Here is an 18,493-nt window from a genome sequence, read left to right on the forward strand (position 1 = left end):
GAAGGACTCCATGAGAACACGCGCAGCCGTGCTGTGCGGCGCCGCCGTCGCGCTGGCCGGGAGCCTTACGGCCGTGCCCGCCGAGGCGAGCGCACCGCACTCCGAAGAAACCTTTCGCGCTGTGAAACCCAGCTGGAAGAAGTGCGGCACCACCGACTATCCGATGCTCCAGTGCGCGTCCGTCAAGGTGCCGCTCGACCACGCGAACCCGCACGGTCGGCAGATCACCCTCGCGCTGTCCCGCGTCCCGCACACCGCCGCGAAGTTCCAGGGCCCGCTGCTGGTCAACCCCGGCGGTCCCGGCGGCGACGGTCTGACGCTCGCCGGGTTCGTCGCGACCTCGCTGCCCAAGGAGGTCGCGGCCCAGTACGACATCATTGGCTTCGACCCGCGCGGAGTGGGCGCGAGCAAGCCCGCCCTCGACTGCAAGCCGGGCCACTTCGGCCCCGTGCGCCCGGACTCCGTCCCGGCCACGCCCGAGGCCGAGCGGGCCAACCTCGCCCGCGCCAAGTCCTTCGCCGCCGCCTGCACCAAGAAGTACGGGCATCTGCTGCCGCACATCAACACGGTCAGCGCCGCGCACGACATCGATGCGATCCGGCAGGCCCTGGGCGCGAGGAAGATCAACTACTTCGGCTACTCGTACGGCACCTACCTGGGCTCGGTCTACGCCAAGCTCTACCCGCAACGGGTCCGGCGCCTGGTCCTGGACTCGATCGCCGACCCCACCGACGTGTGGTACGCCGCCAACCTCAACCAGGACCACGCCTTCAACGACCGCCACCGCGCCTTCATGGCCTGGGTCGCCAAGTACGACGCGCGATACAGGCTCGGCACCGACCCGGAGAAGATCGAAGCCGCCTGGTACGCGATGCGGGCGGCCCTCGCCAGGAATCCGGCGGGCGGCAAGGTGGGTGCCTCGGAGCTGGAGGACACCTTCGTCCCGGGCAGCTACTACAACGGCTACTGGCCCTACCTGGCGGAGGCGTTCGCGGCGTACGTGAACCATAAGAACACCGGCCCGCTGGTCGAGGTGTACAAGCACTTCGGCGCGGTCGACGCCGCCGACGACAACAGCTACAGCATCTACACCTCGGTGCAGTGCCGGGACGCCTTCTGGCCGCGCGACTGGCACCAGTGGCGCAAGGACAACTGGGCGGCGTACGAGAAGGCGCCGTTCATGACCTGGAACAACGCCTGGTACAACGCGCCGTGCGCGTTCTGGCCGACCGACTCGGCACAGCCGATGAGCATCGCCAACGGCAAGCTGCCGCCGGCACTGCTGTTCCAGGCGACGAACGACGCCGCCACTCCGTACGAGGGCGGCGTCACCGTCCACGAGCTGCTCGCGCGCTCCAGCCTGGTGGTCGAGCAGGGCGGCGGCAACCACGGCATCACGCTGAGCGGGAACGCCTGCCTGGACAAGTACCTGGCGACCTACCTGTCCGACGGCACCGTGCCGCGCGGCGTCGGCACACGGGATGCGGTGTGCGACGCCCTGCCGGACCCCAAGCCGCTGACGTCGAAGGCGGCGTCGATGTCCGCCCGCGGCTCGACACTGCACCGCTTGCTCGGCTTCCGCGGCTGAGAGCGCGAGTTCGATCGCGTCACCGGCGGGAGGGCGTACGGGCGCCAGAGGTCAGCTGTCCGCGCACGCTCGTCGATGCCGACGGCCTTGCGCGCGAGAAACCGATCGGTTTACGGTGAGGTTGACACCGATCGGTTTCTCGCCTTCCGGGCGAGCCGGGACGAGGTCTGGAGTGTTGGATGGCTACCGCGCGCGGCGCCGAGGGAGAGTCGGATCTCAGGCTTCCGGCGAAACTGGCCGGCCATCCGTCCGTGCAGGCCGTGCTCGCCCGGCGTGCGGCGGGTGACGTCGCGAGCCCGCCGGCGGTGATCGACGCGGCCTGGCTGCGCGAACGGTGCCTGGCGGCCGGTGCGGACGACGCGGCCGCGGTCAGCCTGGACCACCCCGACCTGACCGGCGAGCGCGAGCACGTACAGTCCGCGCGGTCCGGATGAACCGCGACAACTGCCGCTCCCCCGCCCGCAGCGTGGCCAACCAGGAGTTCCACCAGACCGACGAGCAGGCCAACCACGCCGCCCGCAGCGTCACCCAGGCACTGCAGGACGCCGACTACCGCGCGCTCAATCCGTCGGTCGGGTCCCCCCAGGAGATGGACCACCTTCCCGGCGAGCGGATCTGGGTGGTGGCGCACAAGACGGTCGCGGTGGCCGCGGGGCTCGGCGTGATGGGCCTGCACCGCAACGTCATCCACCCGAAGTTCGGCAACTTCATACTGCTGGCCACCGTCCTGGTGGACGCCGAAGTGAGCGAGTACGGGCAGGCGCTGGACTACAACCCCTGCATCGACTGCAAGCTGTGCGTCGCCGCCTGCCCGGTCGGCGCCATCCGACACCGTGCTGCGACCGCTCCAGGACAAGAAGGAGACCCTGTACGTCCTGCCGGGCTCGCACGCACAGGAGTACGCCCAGCGCCGCTTCCCGCACAAGCCGGTCAAGGAAGTCACCGGCGGCTGGCAGCCCCCGGCCAAACGCCCCGCAGCCTCCTGAGTGATCACGCCGGTCTTTCGACGGCACACTCTGAAACCGATCGGTTTTCATTTCCTCCACATCGGGTTAATCTCCCGGTATGACCACCGAAGCGAAGCCAAGCACCAGAGAGCGGCTGCTGGAGGCGGCGGCCACGCTCACCTACCGGGACGGTGTCGGTATCGGCGTCGAGGCGCTGTGCAAGGCGGCGGGGGTGTCGAAGCGCTCCCTGTACCAGCTGTTCGAGAGCAAGGACGAACTGCTGGCGGTCAGCCTGGAGGAGCGCGCCTCCGCCTTCGTGGCGACCCTCCTGCCGCCGGCGGACGACGGCCGGTCACCCCGCGAGCGGATCCTGCACGTCTTCGATCAGGTCGAGTCACAGTCGGGCGCGCCCGAGTTCCGGGGCTGCCCGTACCTGGCCGTTCAGATCGAGCTGAAGGACCAGAGCCACCCCGCGAGCCGGGTGGCCCACCGGATCAAGGCGAGCCTGACGGAGTTCTTCCGCACCGAGGCCGAACAAGGCGGGGCGAGCGACCCCGACCTGCTGGCCCGGCAGCTCAGCCTGGTCTTCGACGGCGCCAGTGCCCGTGCGGGGATCGGAGCCGACAAGCTGACGGGACTCGTCGCACCCACGGTGAACACCCTGCTCGACGCGGCAGGCATGCGCTGACGCAAGGCCGGCAAGCCACCCGGATCGGCGCTTGCCCTTGCGTGCTGAAACCGATCGGTGGTCGCAGCTGGTTTCGAGGTGATCGGCACAAGCCGCGACACCTCACGCGTCACCCCGCTCGGCGGTGTGACGTTCCTCGACCTCGACGTGGCCGGTGACGCCTCGGTCACCCCGGACACGGGAGATGACGCTCGCCGACTGCGACCGCGTCGCGGAGATCCGCGTCCGCGGCTGGCAGAGCGCGTACCGGGGACTGATACCGCAGTCGTACCTGGACGGGCTCAGCGTCGTGGAGGACGCCGAGCGTCGTCGCGCGCATCTGGCGCAGGCCGACGGGAGCGTGGTGAACCTGGTCGCCGAGGACACCGGCGGCGAGGTCGTGGGCTGGGCCTGCCACGGGCCGTACCGGGACGGTGAACTCCGCACCTGCGACGCCGAGTTGTACGCCATCTACGTCCACCCCGGGCACGTGGGACGCGGCGCGGGGCAGGCCCTCCTCGCGGAGTCCGTCGTGCGCTGCGCGGCCGCGGGCCACAGCCGTCTGCTCCTGTGGGTTCTCAAGGAGAACGGCCGGGCCCGCCGCTTCTACGAACGGGCCGGCTTCCAGGCGGACGGCGCCGAGGAACCCTTCGAGGTGGACGGTGCCGTGATCCCGGAGGTGCGGTACGCGCGCGCACTCCCCCGCTGATCTCACCTCTGTTTCGGAATCCGCCCCAGCGCCCGCACCGCCGCCTCCGCCAGCACCGGATGCGCGAGGGCCTCGTTCAGCACGGGTCTGGCCCGGGCGTCGCCCAGCGTGCCGAGCCCGTCCACGCAGGCGAGGGCCACCCGGCGGTACGGGTCGTGCGGACGCAGCCGTCGCTGCAGGGTGGTGATCAGGGCGGGCACGGCCTCCGGGGCGCGCAGGTCGACCAGGAGCCGGACCGGGTGCAGAGCGTAGGCGACCCGCAGTTCGTTGGTGGCGAGGGCGGCGGCCGCGCGGGCTGTGCGCGGGTCGCCGAGGCGGGCGAGGGCGTAGGCGGCGGAGGCGCAGCGCGGCGGATCGCGGTGGTTGAGCAGCAGCACCAGGGACTCGAAGGCGCGCCGGTCCTCGGCGAGTCCGAGCCGGAAGGCGGCCAGCTCCCTCGCCCACAGGGGCTGCCCGGGTTCGGTCAGCACCGCGGCCAGGGCGTCGAGGTCGTCGGTCGCCACGAGCCGCTCGAAGGCGGGCGACGCCCCCGACTCCTGCCGTAAGCGCTCCGTGAGTGATCGCAACTCTTCGTCCATGACTGAGAGATTAGGGGCGCCGCGAGCTGCGCGGGACGTACATCACAAACACGAGGGCTGGCGCGCTCGTTACCCGCCAGTTAAGCTCAGACGAGCGAGTTACCCACTCGTATCTCCTCGCGGCGGTCTGGTGACGCGGCCACCGCGAGAGCAGTCGGTTCGGTGCCTCAGGTACCGCAGTACGACTCGGCCCCGGGACAGGGCCGGTCGGAACAGCCGCTCGCCCCGGGCGTGTGCACGCCCGCGGAGACGGCACCGGGCGTGTGCGCTCAGCAGCCCGGCCAGCACCCGCACTTCTCACGCACCCGGTGCGCCCGAGACCCGGCTCCTGCCGGGCCGTATTCGGCGAACCCGGGACGCGTTCCCCGTCGTCACCCTCATTCCTGGAGTCCCGCGATGGCCACTCCCCTTTCCGACCCGTCCCTGTCCCCGCTGCGCACCATCGCAGTCGTCGGCCTCGGCACGATGGGCACCGGCATCGCCGAGGTCCTCGCCAAGGCCGGCCGCGAGGTCGTCGGCATCGACATCAGCGAGGCCCAGGCCGCGAAGTGCGTCGCCGCCCTGGAGTCCTCCACCGCCCGCGGCGTCGAGCGCGGGCGGCTGACCGAGCAGGACCGCGCGGAGATCCTGGGCCGCGTCCGTACCTCCACCGACCTGCGGGCCGCGTCCGACGCCGACCTGGTCATCGAGGTGGCGCCGGAGTCGTACGAGGTCAAGCACCAGATCTTCCGGGAACTGGACGGGATCGTGCGCCCCGAGACGATCATGGCGACCGGCACCAACGCCCTGTCCGTCACGCGGCTCGCCGCCGACTCGGCCCGTCCGGAGCGGGTGCTGGGCCTGCACTTCTTCAACCCGGCCCCGGCGATGCGGCTGGTCGAGGTCGTCTCCTCGGTGCTGACCGCGCCGGCCGCCGTCACGGCGGTCACCGATCTAGCCCTCGACCTGGGCAAGGAGCCCGTCGCGGTGGGCGACCGCCCCGGGTTCGTCGCCGACGGCCTGCTGTTCGGCTACCTCAACCAGGCCGCCGCGATGTACGAGGCGAAGTACGCCTCCCGTGAGGACATCGACGCCGCGATGCGGCTGGGCTGCGGCCTGCCGATGGGCCCGCTGGCGCTGCTCGACCTGATCGGCGTCGACACCGCGCGCACCGTCCTGGAGGCGATGTACGCCGCGTCCCGCGACCGGCTGCACGCCCCGGCGCCGATCCTCAAGCAGCTGAGCGAGGCGGGCCTGACCGGCCGCAAGGCGGGACGCGGGTTCTACACGTACGAGGCGCCGGGCAGCGGCACCGTCGTGCGGGACGCTCTGACCCCGCTGGAGGGCGGGAACCTGGTCCCGGGCCGGGAGGTCCGCTCGGTGGGTGTCGCGGGCTCGGGGACCATGGCCTCCGGTATCGCCGAGGTGTTCGCCAAGGCCGGGTACGAGGTGGCCCTCGCCGCCCGCAGCGAGGAGAAGGCCCAGGCCGCGAAGGCCCGCATCGGCAAGTCCCTGTCCCGCTCGGTCGACAAGGGCCGGATGACCGCCGAGGCCGCCGCGCAGACCCTGGACCTCATCACGCCGACCGGCACCTACGACGACTTCGCCGGCGTCGACCTGGCCGTGGAGGCGGTCGCCGAGGACCTGGAGGTCAAGCGGCAGCTGTTCGCCGCACTGGACAAGGTCTGCAAGCCGGGCGCGGTCCTGGCCACCACCACCTCGTCCCTGCCGGTCGTGGCCTGTGCCCGGGCCACCTCGCGCCCGCAGGACGTGATCGGCATGCACTTCTTCAACCCGGCGCCGGCCATGAAGCTGGTCGAGGTCGTCCGTACGGTGCTGACGGCCGACGACGTCCACGCGACGGTCCGCGAGGTCTGCGGCCGGATCAGGAAGCACGCGGTCGACTGCGGCGACCGTGCGGGCTTCATCGTGAACGCGCTGCTCTTCCCGTACCTGAACAACGCGATCAAGATGGTGCAGGAGCACTACGCGTCGCTCGACGACATCGACGCGGCGATGAAGCTGGGCGGCGGCTATCCGATGGGCCCGTTCGAGCTGCTGGACGTCGTCGGGCTCGACGTCTCGCTCGCCATCGAGAAGGTCCTGCACCGCGAGTTCCGCGACCCGGGGCTCGCCCCGGCACCGCTCCTGGAGCACCTGGTGGCCGCGGGCTGCCTCGGCCGCAAGACCGGCCGTGGCTTCCGCGAATATGCCAAGCGCTGAGGGTCCCGGCGACTGGTTCCGGTCCGGCGCGGAGTGGGGTGGCCTGCTCGGCCCGGACCGGTTCCACGAACCAGGCCATGCGCAGCGAGCTGCGCACATGCAGTACGTTCAGGGCATGTCCCAGCCCGCCAAGTCCTCACGTACACCGGCTACGACCGACGCGCCGGAAACCGCCGCAGGCTCTCGCGCCGCCGCCCAGCGGCTCAAGATGCGCCGGGAACTGGCGGCCGCCGCGATGGAGCTGTTCGCGACCAAGGGCTACGAGGCGACCACCGTCGACGAGATCGCGGCCCAGGCCGGGGTCGCCCGCCGCACCTTCTTCCGCCACTTCCGTTCCAAGGAAGAGGCGATCTTCCCCGACCACGACGACACCCTGGTCCGGGCCGAGGCGGTGCTCAACGCCGCGCCCGCGCACGAGCACCCGCTCGACACGGTGTGCCGCGGCATCAAGGAAGTCATGAAGATGTACGCGGCCCGGCCGGAGATCTCGGTCGCCCGCTACAAGCTGACGCGCGAGGTGCCCACGCTGCGCGAGGCGGAGATCGCGTCGGTGGCCCGCTACGAGCGCCTGTTCACCCGCTATCTCCTCGGCCACTTCGACGAGCGCGCGCACGCGGACGACGCCAACGACGACCCGCTGCTCGCGGAGGTCGCCGCGTCCGCCGTCGTCACCGCCCACAACCACGTCCTGCGGCGCTGGCTGCGGGCGGGCGGGCAGGGTGACGTGGAGGCGCAGCTGGACCACGCCTTCGCGATCGTGCGCAAGACGTTCGGCACGGGAATCGGGGCCGGGCGCTCCACGGAGTCGCAGCCGGCCGCGGCCACGGCCTCGGCGCAGGGCGAGGTGCTGGTGACCGTCGCCCGTACCGACGCCCCGCTGGACGAGGTCATGCGGACGATCGAGCAGGCCCTCAAGGAGCGCTGAGCCCCCTTCGCCCGTGTGATGACGGCCACCCCTCGGGGTGGCCGTTTTGGCATGTCAGGGGTGGTTTTGCAGGCGCTTGACGAGGCCGTTCGATCGATCATCGCTCATTTGTTACGTAAAGATTTCATCTGAGAGCAACTTCTGGCACTCAGTGCCTTGCGAGGTGACACGCGGTGTCATACGTTGAAGAGGTCCGGGCGACGTCCCAGCAAGCCCAGCGCCTGCCCGTCCGGACGCCTGCGTCACAGGCAACCTCCCGCGCCACCAGCGCTGCCGAACAGCACCACCGCCGAACCGACGGCACACCCCGACCCTCAGCAGCACCGACGTAACCATCGGCGCCCCTCCCTCAGGGCGCTCACCGCCGGAGGCAACACCGTGACCGTTAAGGACATCCTGGCCGCGATCCAGTCGCCCGACTCCACGTCGGAGGACTTCGCCGCCCTCCCGCTCCCCGAGTCGTACCGCGCGATCACCGTGCACAAGGACGAGACGGAGATGTTCGCCGGGCTCGCCACCCGCGACAAGGACCCCCGCAAGTCGATCCACCTGGACGAGGTGCCGCTGCCCGAGCTCGGCCCGGGCGAGGCGCTGGTGGCCGTCATGGCCTCGTCGGTCAACTACAACTCGGTGTGGACGTCGATCTTCGAGCCGCTGTCCACGTTCGGCTTCCTGGAGCGCTACGGCCGCACCAGCGAACTGGCCAAGCGCCATGACCTGCCGTACCACATCATCGGCTCCGACCTCGCGGGCGTCGTCCTGCGCACCGGCCCCGGTGTCAACGCCTGGCACCCCGGCGACGAGGTCGTGGCGCACTGCCTGTCCGTCGAGCTGGAGTCCAGCGACGGCCACAACGACACGATGCTCGACCCCGAGCAGCGCATCTGGGGCTTCGAGACGAACTTCGGCGGCCTCGCCGAGATCGCGCTGGTCAAGTCCAACCAGCTGATGCCCAAGCCGGACCACCTCAGCTGGGAGGAGGCCGCGGCCCCGGGCCTGGTCAACTCCACCGCCTACCGCCAGCTGGTCTCCCGCAACGGCGCCGGCATGAAGCAGGGCGACAACGTGCTCATCTGGGGCGCGAGCGGCGGACTGGGCAGTTACGCCACGCAGTTCGCGCTGGCCGGCGGCGCCAACCCCATCTGTGTCGTGTCCTCGCCGCAGAAGGCCGAGATCTGCCGGGCGATGGGCGCCGAGGCGATCATCGACCGCAACGCCGAGGGCTACAAGTTCTGGAAGGACGAGAACACCCAGGACCCGAAGGAGTGGAAGCGCTTCGGCAAGCGCATCCGCGAGCTCACCGGCGGGGAGGACATCGACATCGTCTTCGAGCACCCCGGCCGCGAGACCTTCGGCGCGAGCGTCTTCGTCACCCGCAAGGGAGGCACCATCACCACCTGCGCCTCGACCTCGGGTTACATGCACGAGTACGACAACCGCTACCTGTGGATGTCGCTGAAGCGCATCATCGGCTCGCACTTCGCCAACTACCGCGAGGCCTGGGAGGCCAACCGGCTCATCGCGAAGGGCAAGATCCACCCCACCCTGTCGAAGGTGTACTCCCTGGAGGACACCGGCCAGGCCGCCTTCGACGTGCACCGCAACCTGCACCAGGGCAAGGTCGGCGTGCTGTGCATGGCCCCCGAGGAGGGCCTGGGCGTGCGCGACCAGGAGAAGCGCGCCCAGCACATCGACGCCATCAACCGCTTCCGGAACATCTGAGGGCTGCCGGATGACAGAGCGTCAGAAGGACCGTCCGTGGCTCATGCGGACCTACGCCGGTCACTCCACGGCCGAGGCGTCCAACGAGCTGTACCGGCGCAACCTCGCCAAGGGCCAGACAGGTCTGTCGGTGGCGTTCGACCTGCCGACACAGACCGGCTACGACTCCGACCACATCCTCGCCCGCGGCGAGGTCGGCCGGGTCGGCGTGCCGATCGCCCACGTCGGTGACATGCGCCGGCTGTTCCAGGACATCCCCCTGGAGCAGATGAACACCTCGATGACCATCAACGCCACGGCCATGTGGCTGCTGGCGCTCTACCAGGTCGTCGCCGAGGAGCAGGGTGCGGACATCACCAAGCTCCAGGGCACGACCCAGAACGACATCGTCAAGGAGTACCTGTCCCGCGGCACGCATGTGTTCCCGCCGGGGCCGAGCCTCCGTCTGACGACGGACATGATCGCGTACACGGTCTCCCACATCCCGAAGTGGAACCCGATCAACATCTGCAGCTACCACCTGCAGGAGGCGGGCGCCACGCCGGTCCAGGAGATCGCGTACGCGATGTCCACCGCGATCGCCGTCCTCGACGCCGTGCGCGACTCGGGGCAGGTGCCCCAGGAGCGCATGGGCGATGTCGTCGGCCGGATCTCCTTCTTCGTGAACGCGGGCGTCCGCTTCATCGAGGAGATGTGCAAGATGCGCGCCTTCGGCCGCATCTGGGACAAGGTCACGCGCGAGCGGTACGGCATCGAGAACCCCAAGCACCGCCGCTTCCGCTACGGCGTCCAGGTCAACTCACTGGGCCTGACGGAGGCACAGCCGGAGAACAACGTCCAGCGGATCGTCCTGGAGATGCTGGCCGTGACCCTCTCCAAGGACGCACGCGCGCGTGCCGTGCAGCTCCCCGCCTGGAACGAAGCGCTCGGCCTGCCCCGCCCCTGGGACCAGCAGTGGTCGCTGCGCATCCAGCAGGTGCTGGCCTACGAGAGCGATCTGCTGGAGTACGAGGACATCTTCGAGGGCTCGAAGGTCATCGAGGCGAAGGTGGACGAACTGGTCGAGGCCTCGCTCGCGGAGATCGACCGCATCCAGGAGATGGGCGGCGCGATGGCGGCCGTCGAGTCCGGCTACCTCAAGTCGCAGCTGGTCGCCTCGCACGCGGAGCGCCGGGGCCGGATCGAGTCCGGGCAGGAGAAGATCATCGGTGTCAACGCCTTCGAGGGCACCGAGCCGAACCCGCTGACCGCCGACCTGGACACCGCGATCCAGACGGTCGACCCGGAGGTCGAGGCCCGCGTCATCGCCGCGCTCCAGCAGTGGCGCGACAGCCGCTACCAGCCGCCCTTCAACCACCCGCGGCCCTGCAAGGCGCTGGAGAAGCTGAAGGAGGCCGCCCGGGGCACCGACAACCTCATGGAGGCCACCCTGGAATGCGCCCGCGCCGGGGTCACGACCGGCGAGTGGGCCGGGGCCCTGCGCGAGGTGTTCGGCGAGTTCCGGGCGCCCACGGGCGTCTCCTCGGCGCCGGTGGCCGTCCCCGCCGAGGAGGGCAGCACGCTGGCCCTGGTCCGCCGCAAGGTGGATCTGACGGCCAAGGACCTGGGCGTCGGCAAGCTGCGCTTCCTGGTCGGCAAGCCGGGCCTGGACGGCCACTCCAACGGCGCCGAGCAGATCGCCGTGCGCGCGCGGGACGCCGGCTTCGAGGTGGTCTACCAGGGCATCCGGCTCACCCCCGAGCAGATCGTGGACGCGGCCCTCGCCGAGGACGTGCACGCGGTCGGCCTGTCCATCCTGTCCGGCTCGCACGCCCAGCTGGTTCCGGACGTGCTCGAACGGCTGCGTGTGGCCGGTGCCACAGACATCCCGGTGATCGCCGGTGGCATCATCCCGAACGGGGATGCCGAGCAGCTCAGGGCAGCCGGAGTGGCCGCGGTCTTCACCCCGAAGGACTTCGACATCACCGGAATCATCGGCCGCATCGTCGACGAGATCCGGAAAGCGAACAAGCTCGACCCCCTGGAGGTCTCCGCATGACCACGGTCAACCGCCTTCGCCCCCGGCGTTCCTGCCTGGCGGTACCGGGCTCGAACCCCCGCTTCCTGGAGAAGGCGCAGGGCCTCCCCGCCGACCAGGTCTTCCTCGACCTGGAGGACGCGTGCGCCCCGCTCGCCAAGCCCGAGGCGCGGCACACCATCGTCAAGTTCCTCAACGAGGGCGACTGGACGGGCAAGACGCGCGTCGTTCGCGTCAACGACTGGACGACCGAGTGGACGTACCGCGACGTCGTGACGGTGGTCGAGGGCGCCGGCCAGAACCTCGACTGCATCATGCTGCCGAAGGTGCAGGACGCCCAGCAGATCGTGGCCCTGGACCTGCTGCTGACCCAGATCGAGAAGACCATGGGCTTCGAGGTCGGCAAGATCGGCATCGAGGCGCAGATCGAGAACGCGCAGGGCCTGAACAACGTCAACGAGATCGCGCAGGCCTCCCAGCGCGTCGAGACGATCATCTTCGGCCCGGCCGACTTCATGGCGTCGATCAACATGAAGTCGCTGGTCGTGGGCGAGCAGCCGCCCGGCTACCCGGCGGACGCCTACCACTACATCCTGATGAAGATCCTGATGGCCGCCCGCGCCAACAACCTCCAGGCGATCGACGGCCCCTACCTGCAGATCCGCAACATCGACGGCTACCGCGAGGTCGCCCAGCGCGCCGCCGCCCTCGGCTTCGACGGCAAGTGGGTGCTGCACCCGGGCCAGGTCGAGGCGTCCAACGAGATCTTCTCGCCCTCGCAGGAGGACTACGACCACGCCGAGCTGATCCTGGACGCGTACGACTACTACACGTCCGAGGCGGGCGGCAAGAAGGGCTCCGCGATGCTCGGCGACGAGATGATCGACGAGGCCAGCCGCAAGATGGCCCTCGTCATCTCCGGCAAGGGACGCGCCGCCGGCATGCAGCGCACCAGCAAGTTCGAGATCCCGGAGGGCTGAGCGCGATGCAGTTCGGACGCACCTACGAGGAGTTCGAGGTCGGGGCGACGTACAAGCACTGGCCGGGCAAGACGGTCACGGAGTACGACGACCACCTGTTCTGTCTCCTCACCATGAACCACCACCCGCTCCACATGGACACGAACTATGCGGAGAAGACGACGGACTTCGGCAAGAACGTCGTCGTCGGGAACTACATCTACTCGCTCCTGCTCGGCATGTCCGTGCCGGACATCTCCGGCAAGGCGATCGCCAACCTGGAGATCGAGTCGCTCAAGCACGTGGCGCCGACCTTCCACGGCGACACCATCTACGGCCAGACGACCGTGCTCGACAAGTGGCCGTCGAAGTCGAAGAACGACCGCGGCATCGTGCACGTCGAGACCAAGGGCTACAAGCAGGACGGCACGCTGGTCTGCGTGTTCCGCCGCAAGGTCATGGTGCCGACCGAGACGTACATCAAGGAGCGCGGCGGCGAGCAGCCGGGCCGCCCCGAGCTCAAGGAGCAGGAGAAGTAGCCATGGCGCGACTCGCCCAGACCGCCGGTCTGACGGACATCCAGCAGGAGATCCTGTCCACGGTCCGCGACTTCGTGGACAAGGAGATCATCCCGGTCGCGACCGAGCTGGAGCACCGCGACGAGTACCCGCAAGCGATCGTCGACGGGCTGAAGGAGTTGGGCCTGTTCGGCCTGATGATCCCCGAGGAGTACGGGGGTCTGGGCGAGTCGCTCCTGACGTACGCGCTGTGCGTGGAGGAGATCGCCCGCGGGTGGATGTCGGTGTCCGGCATCATCAACACGCACTTCATCGTGGCGTACATGCTCAAGCAGCACGGCACGCAGGAGCAGAAGGACCACTTCCTGCCGAGGATGGCGGCCGGCGACATCCGCGGCGCCTTCTCGATGTCGGAGCCGGCCCTCGGCTCGGACGTGTCGGCGATCACGTCGAAGGCGGTGAAGGACGGCGACGAGTACGTCCTGAACGGCCAGAAGATGTGGCTGACCAACGGCGGGACGTCGTCCCTGGTGGCCGTTCTGGTGCGAAGTGACGAAGGTCACCCCGAGGGCACCCCGCCCCACAAGTCGATGACGACCTTCCTGGTCGAGAAGGAGCCCGGCTTCGGCGAGGTCCGCCCCGGCCTCACCATCCCCGGCAAGATCGACAAGATGGGTTACAAGGGTGTCGACACCACCGAACTCATCATGGATGGCCTGCGGATTCCTGCGGATCGCGTGCTCGGCGGGGTCACGGGCCGCGGTTTCTACCAGATGATGGACGGCGTCGAGGTCGGCCGCGTCAACGTGGCGGCGCGTGGCTGTGGCGTCGCTCAGCGTGCGTTCGAACTCGGCGTCCAGTACGCGCAGCAGCGCCACACCTTCGGGAAGCCGATCGCCCAGCACCAGGCGATCCAGTTCAAGCTGGCCGAGATGGCTACCAAGGTCGAGGCCGCGCATGCGATGATGGTGAACGCGGCACGCAAAAAGGACTCCGGTGAGCGAAACGACCTTGAGGCTGGGATGGCGAAGTACCTCGCCTCCGAGTACTGCAAGGAGGTCGTGGAAGACGCCTTCCGGATCCACGGCGGCTACGGCTTCTCCAAGGAGTACGAGATCGAGCGCCTCTATCGTGAGGCACCGATGCTGCTGATCGGTGAAGGTACCGCCGAGATCCAGAAAATGATCATCGGTCGGCGGCTGCTCGAGGAGTATCGATTCCAGGGCTAGATGTCCGGATACGGGGTGTTTTCTTGGAGAAGAAGATCACACCCCGTCAGCACTCTTCGGCCGCCGACTCGGCTGCCTGGCTTACCCAGTTAGGGCCCCGAGCCGCTACGATCGCCGGAAAGCCGCCGTCCCCCGTCAGAGTGCGGCATCATCCGCTACGAAGGTCATCCATGCCCCACAGCCAAACCTCTGCACCTCGCGACAGCCGGGCCGGCGTACGCCTCGCGCGCGGAGCATCGCCGTGGCTCCTTCCTACCGTCGCCACCGCAGCCCTCAGCCTGGCCCGCGCCCGCCGCTCCGGCGCCGCCAAGGCCGTCGCCGTTCCCGCCACCGCGCTCGCGGCGGGGATGCTGTGGTTCTTCCGCGACCCCGAGCGCGAGATCACCCAGGGCCGGGTCATCTCGCCCGCAGACGGTGTGGTGCAGAGCATCATGCCGTGGAAGGACGGCCGCACCCGCGTCGCGATCTTCATGAGCCCGCTCAACGTCCACGTCAACCGCGCGCCGCTGGCCGGCACGGTGACGTCGGTCGAGCACGTGCCCGGTGGCTTCGTTCCCGCCTTCAACAAGGAGAGCGAGAACAACGAGCGTGTCGTCTGGCACTTCGACACCGAGCTCGGCGACATCGAGATGATCCAGATCGCCGGCGCGGTCGCCCGCCGCATCGTTCCCTACGTGCCCCAGGGCACCAAGGTCGAGCAGGGCGAGCGGATCGGCCTGATCCGCTTCGGTTCGCGGGTCGACCTCTACCTGCCCGAGGGTGTGGAGGTCGCGGTCGAGGTGGGACAGAAGACCGTGGCTGGGGTGACTCGCATTGACCGTGATTGATCCTGACACCAAGGCCGGCTGGGTCCCGGAGGCCGACGAGGTCGACGAAGAAGAGGAGATGCCCCTCTCTCTTCGCCTCTCCATAGCGGACACCCTGACGCTCGGCAACGCCACGTGCGGCTTCATGGCGGTGTACTTCACCACCACCGGCATCCTGATCCCGCACCTCACGGGCAGCCAGGAGACCGGCATGGCCCGCCACAGCGCGGCCACGGCGGTCATCCTCATGCTCTGCGCGGCGGTCTTCGACCTCTTCGACGGCCTGGTGGCGCGCAAGCTGCGCTCCTCCCCCATGGGCGCGGAGCTGGACAACCTGTCCGACCTGATCAGCTTCGGTCTGGCACCGGCGTACTTCGTCCTCGTGTACGGCATGGTCGCGGACGACGCGCATCAGCGGGTGGCGGCGGTCGGGGCGATCGTCGTGCTGCTGGCGGTGGTGCTGCGGCTTGCGAGGTTCTCGTGCGTCACGGTGAAGGACGGCACCTTCCAGGGCATGCCATCACCGTTCGGCGCGCTGACGGTCGTGTCGATCGTGCTGCTGGAGCTGCCGTTCGTGGCGACGCTGCTGGCGATCCTGGGCACCGCGTGGCTCATGGTGAGCCGGGTCGAGTACCCGAAGCCGCGGGGGCGGCTCGCGGTGGCGATGCTGTCGTGGATCGTGCTGGGCATGGGCCTGATGGCGGCCTGGGCCTTCGACGCGCCGAGCGGGCAGCTGCTGCTGCAGACGGGATGCGCGCTTCAGCTGGTCATGGGGGCGGTGATCCCGCTGTTCGCCACGGCCCGGCGAGTGAACAACTTCCGCGACAACCGGCGGGAGGCGCGGGCGGCACAGCTGCCCTGACCCCCTCCCACCACTGACGGGTGTGGCCCGAGCCTCAGAGGCTCGGGCCACACCCGTTTTCGCAGTCAAGGGCATTTCCCTTTTGCCCTTGACCGGTCAACTACCTCTGGTCAAGGCCGATTTGCGGGACATATACAGGAAGAGGAGGGTGGGTCAGGGGGTTGTCAGAGAGTTCCTCCCCCTTCCCGCCACCGGGAGACGGCCATGCCCGCACCCACGCTGAGAGAACACCACGTCACGCTCCAGTCCCAGATCCCCGCGAATCTCAATACCACGGTGACCCTGCCCGTACGGGAGTACGACGGCACCAAGCCGAACCAAGCGCACAAGCCGGTGCTGATGCTGCACGGCAGAAGCGTGCCGGCGCTGGCGGCGTTCGACCTCGCCCCGGTGCCCGGCGGCTCCGCCACCCGGTACAGCTGGGCGCAGGAACTCGCGGACGACGGCTTCGACGTCTTCCTCATGGACGTGCAGGGCTCCGGCCGGTCGCCACGCCCCAGGATGGACGAGCCGTGCAACGCCAACCCGGCCCAGCAGCAGGCCCTCGTCCCCAACCCCCTCCAGGCGCCCTGCCCTCCCCCGCCCCCGTACGCGAAGCAGCTGGGGAATTCGGAGAGTGAGTGGGCGGAGCTGGACGCGGTGGTCAAGTTCATCAGGGGTCTGCCCGGCAGGAACAAGCCGATCCATTTCATCGGCTATTCCCTGGGCGCGGCCATCATGGGCTCCTACGTCCTCCAGCACCCCGGCAACATCGAGAGCCTGCTCCTGCTCGCCCCCGTCTTCCCTCCCAAGGGACGGTGGTCGGGCAACCCCGCCGCCCCCTTCGGACGCCCGGCCGAGGCCCAGACGCTGCCCGTGTCCACGCCGGCCCTCACCTGGGGCTTCCCGATGCTCGTCGGCACCAGGACAGGGTTCAGGACGGGGCTGGACGGCAACCCCGCACTGCGGGAGCCCGACGTCGTGGACCTCGCCTGGAAGGCCTGCATGGAGAACGACCCTCTCGGCAGCAAGTGGGGCCCCGAGGTGGCACCGGGTGAGTACGAGGGCATCCTGCGGTACCGGAACACCTACTGGTGGGGCTGGAACAACCAGACGGTGCCGCACGAGAACCCGGTCGGCACACACGTCCTCGGCCAGCGGGTTCCCGTGCTCATCATCTACGGGGAGCAGGACCGGGCCGCCAACAGCCCCGCGACCTTCCCCGACCCCATCCGCTTCTCCGTGCCGGCCCTCTACGCGGCCGTCAAGGGGCCCCAGAAGCTGATGTTCTGCCTCGCCGGAGCGGGCCACTCCCTGGTGTGGGAGCGCACCGCCAAGACCGTGCACCGCATGTCGAAGCAGTGGTACAAGAACGGCAGAGTGGACGGCCTCACCAGCGGCAGCTACTTCAGGGACCCGGACGGTGAGCTGATACCCCTGCCGTGACGCCTCAGGTCAGGAAGTCCCGCCCGATCCGCTCCGCCACCCGCTCCAGGATCGGCCCGGCCTCGGCGATGCACTTCGCCACGTCCGGCTCCGCGTCCGTCAGGGGGTACACCCGGCGGAAACCGGCCCGGCCCAGGGTCTCCGGCGGCAGGGCCAGGCGGCCGCAGACCGCGACGACCTCCTTGTCCGCCGCACGGGCCGCCGCGGCGACGCCCGCCGGGGCCTTGCCGTGCAGGGTCTGCTCGTCCAGGGAGCCCTCGCCGGTGATCACCAGGCCGGCGCGCTCCAGGGCAGGGGCGAAGCCCAGGACGTCGAGCATGACCTCGATGCCGGGGCGGAAACGCGCGCCGAGCAGCAGGGCGCCGTAGCCGATGCCGCCCGCCGCGCCCGCGCCCGGCGAGGCGGCGTACTCGGCGGCCTTCCGTCCGGCCGACTCCTCCAGCACCTTCGCGAAGTGTGCGAGGGCGGCGTCCAGGGCCGCCACGTCGTCCGGCGAGGCGCCCTTCTGCGGGCCGTAGACCGCGGGCGCGCCCTTCGGGCCGGTCAGCGGGTTGTCCACGTCGCTCGCGAGGACCAGTTCGATCTCGGTGAGGCGGGGGTCGAGGCCGGACAGGTCGGCGGTGGCCAGATCGGCCAGGCCGCCGCCGCCCGGGGGCACCGGCTCGCCGTGCCCGTCCAGGAAGCGCGCGCCCAGCGCGGACAGCATCCCGGCTCCGCCGTCCGTGGTGGCGCTGCCGCCGACGCCGAAGACGATCGTGCGGGCACCCGCGTCCAGCGCGGCCCGCAGCAACTCGCCGGAGCCGTACGTGGAGGCCGTGAGCGGTGCGAAGACCCCGGCGGGCAGCCGCTGCAGTCCGCTCGCCTCGGCCATCTCCACGACCGCGGTGCCCTCGCGCAGCGCGAAGGCCGCCGTCACCTCCTCGCCGAGCGGACCGGCGACCCGTACCTCCCGGCGCTCGAACCCGGCCGCGACCGCCGCGGCCACGGTTCCGTCACCGCCGTCGGCCACGGGCAGCGCCTCGACCTCGAGGTCCGGTACGGCCCGGCGCAGCCCGGCCGTCACCCGTTCGGCGACCTCCACGGCCGTCAGCGACCCCTTGAACTTGTCCGCGGCGACGAGCACCCGCCGTGCCTTCCGGGTATCGCTCACTGCAGCGTCCGCCACTTGCACTCCCCTTGCTCTCCGGGCCCTCACGCACGTCAAGGCCAGTCGCGCCGCAGCGACCTTAACCGCAGGACGCCCCGCCCGTCAGCTCCTGCCCACCCCGTGGACCGAGGCTCTCAAGGGCGCGGGGCTGTGCCGAATATGCGGCTGCCGCCGCGCGGGCGCGACCAACCA

17 protein-coding genes and 1 pseudogene are annotated in these 18,493 nt (G+C 69.8%); 16 read left to right on the forward strand and 2 right to left on the reverse strand.

Translation table 11 applies throughout. The features are described 5' to 3' along the window. The first annotated feature begins 10 nt into the window (after positions 1–10). The 6 genes and pseudogenes from MQE23_RS09140 (at position 11) to MQE23_RS09165 (ending at position 3,911) form a co-directional block, all read left to right on the forward strand. The gene (locus MQE23_RS09140; protein ID WP_243378834.1) at positions 11–1,588 is read left to right on the forward strand and encodes an alpha/beta hydrolase; all 1,578 of its coding nucleotides are present in this window, start codon (positions 11–13) and stop codon (positions 1,586–1,588) included. Positions 1,589–1,767: 179 nt separating this feature from the next. Beyond that, positions 1,768–2,022, forward strand: coding sequence for a hypothetical protein (locus MQE23_RS09145; protein ID WP_020270204.1), 255 nt, complete (start codon positions 1,768–1,770; stop codon positions 2,020–2,022). Then, positions 2,019–2,657, forward strand: coding sequence for a 4Fe-4S binding protein (locus MQE23_RS09150; protein WP_243378835.1), 639 nt, complete (start codon positions 2,019–2,021; stop codon positions 2,655–2,657). The genes MQE23_RS09145 and MQE23_RS09150 overlap by 4 nt, the downstream gene beginning before the upstream one ends. Continuing rightward, positions 2,654–3,223, forward strand: coding sequence for a TetR/AcrR family transcriptional regulator (locus tag MQE23_RS09155; protein ID WP_020270206.1), 570 nt, complete (start codon positions 2,654–2,656; stop codon positions 3,221–3,223). Before MQE23_RS09150 ends, MQE23_RS09155 begins: the two co-directional genes overlap by 4 nt. A 57-nt stretch (positions 3,224–3,280) precedes the next feature. Next, positions 3,281–3,391: pseudogene (locus tag MQE23_RS09160) on the forward strand (short-chain dehydrogenase/reductase); the annotation flags it as partial. Between the two features lie 16 nt (positions 3,392–3,407). Further along, positions 3,408–3,911: a GNAT family N-acetyltransferase gene (locus MQE23_RS09165; RefSeq protein ID WP_243378836.1), complete on the forward strand. Its 504-nt coding sequence runs from the start codon at positions 3,408–3,410 to the stop codon at positions 3,909–3,911. Between the two features lie 2 nt (positions 3,912–3,913). On the opposite strand, the gene MQE23_RS09170 is transcribed toward MQE23_RS09165, so the two are convergent. After that, complete coding sequence (locus tag MQE23_RS09170) at positions 3,914–4,489, reverse strand: adenylosuccinate lyase (protein ID WP_020270209.1); 576 nt, start codon at positions 4,487–4,489, stop codon at positions 3,914–3,916. Between the two features lie 396 nt (positions 4,490–4,885). Here MQE23_RS09170 and MQE23_RS09175 point away from each other — a divergent pair, with 396 nt between their 5' ends. The 10 genes from MQE23_RS09175 to MQE23_RS09220 all read left to right on the forward strand — a co-directional run bounded on the left by MQE23_RS09175 (position 4,886) and on the right by MQE23_RS09220 (position 17,154). Next, entirely contained in the window at positions 4,886–6,691 is a 1,806-nt protein-coding gene (locus MQE23_RS09175) for a 3-hydroxyacyl-CoA dehydrogenase family protein (protein ID WP_243378837.1), read from the forward strand. A 115-nt stretch (positions 6,692–6,806) separates the two neighbouring features. Continuing rightward, complete coding sequence (locus tag MQE23_RS09180; RefSeq protein ID WP_037667179.1) at positions 6,807–7,616, forward strand: TetR family transcriptional regulator; 810 nt, start codon at positions 6,807–6,809, stop codon at positions 7,614–7,616. A gap of 378 nt (positions 7,617–7,994) precedes the next feature. After that, on the forward strand, positions 7,995–9,338 hold the full coding sequence (gene ccrA / locus MQE23_RS09185) for a crotonyl-CoA carboxylase/reductase (RefSeq protein WP_020270212.1): 1,344 nt from the start codon (positions 7,995–7,997) through the stop codon (positions 9,336–9,338). Between the two features lie 10 nt (positions 9,339–9,348). Beyond that, entirely contained in the window at positions 9,349–11,376 is a 2,028-nt protein-coding gene (locus MQE23_RS09190; protein ID WP_037667173.1) for a protein meaA, read from the forward strand. Then, entirely contained in the window at positions 11,373–12,335 is a 963-nt protein-coding gene (locus MQE23_RS09195) for a CoA ester lyase (protein WP_020270214.1), read from the forward strand. The genes MQE23_RS09190 and MQE23_RS09195 overlap by 4 nt, the downstream gene beginning before the upstream one ends. Positions 12,336–12,340: 5 nt before the next feature. Continuing rightward, on the forward strand, positions 12,341–12,853 hold the full coding sequence (locus MQE23_RS09200; RefSeq protein ID WP_016431745.1) for a MaoC family dehydratase: 513 nt from the start codon (positions 12,341–12,343) through the stop codon (positions 12,851–12,853). Between the two features lie 2 nt (positions 12,854–12,855). Next, a complete protein-coding gene (locus tag MQE23_RS09205; RefSeq protein ID WP_243378838.1) occupies positions 12,856–14,061 on the forward strand; it encodes an acyl-CoA dehydrogenase family protein in 1,206 nt (401 codons plus the stop codon). A 170-nt stretch (positions 14,062–14,231) separates the two neighbouring features. Then, positions 14,232–14,888 carry a phosphatidylserine decarboxylase gene (locus MQE23_RS09210; protein WP_010038789.1) on the forward strand — a complete coding sequence of 219 codons (657 nt, stop codon included), beginning with the start codon at positions 14,232–14,234 and terminating at the stop codon, positions 14,886–14,888. 58 nt (positions 14,889–14,946) lie between these two features. Beyond that, complete coding sequence (pssA, locus tag MQE23_RS09215) at positions 14,947–15,729, forward strand: CDP-diacylglycerol--serine O-phosphatidyltransferase (protein WP_051185636.1); 783 nt, start codon at positions 14,947–14,949, stop codon at positions 15,727–15,729. 204 nt (positions 15,730–15,933) lie between these two features. Beyond that, positions 15,934–17,154 (forward strand): alpha/beta fold hydrolase, encoded by a 1,221-nt coding sequence (locus MQE23_RS09220; protein WP_020274594.1) that lies wholly within the window; start codon positions 15,934–15,936, stop codon positions 17,152–17,154. 4 nt (positions 17,155–17,158) lie between these two features. On the opposite strand, the gene MQE23_RS09225 is transcribed toward MQE23_RS09220, so the two are convergent. Further along, a complete protein-coding gene (locus MQE23_RS09225) occupies positions 17,159–18,277 on the reverse strand; it encodes a glycerate kinase (RefSeq protein WP_243382549.1) in 1,119 nt (372 codons plus the stop codon). Positions 18,278–18,493 lie beyond the last annotated feature (216 nt).

The sequence above is a fragment of the Streptomyces sp. HP-A2021 genome (assembly GCF_022807935.1).
GTDB lineage: Bacteria > Actinomycetota > Actinomycetes > Streptomycetales > Streptomycetaceae > Streptomyces > Streptomyces afghaniensis.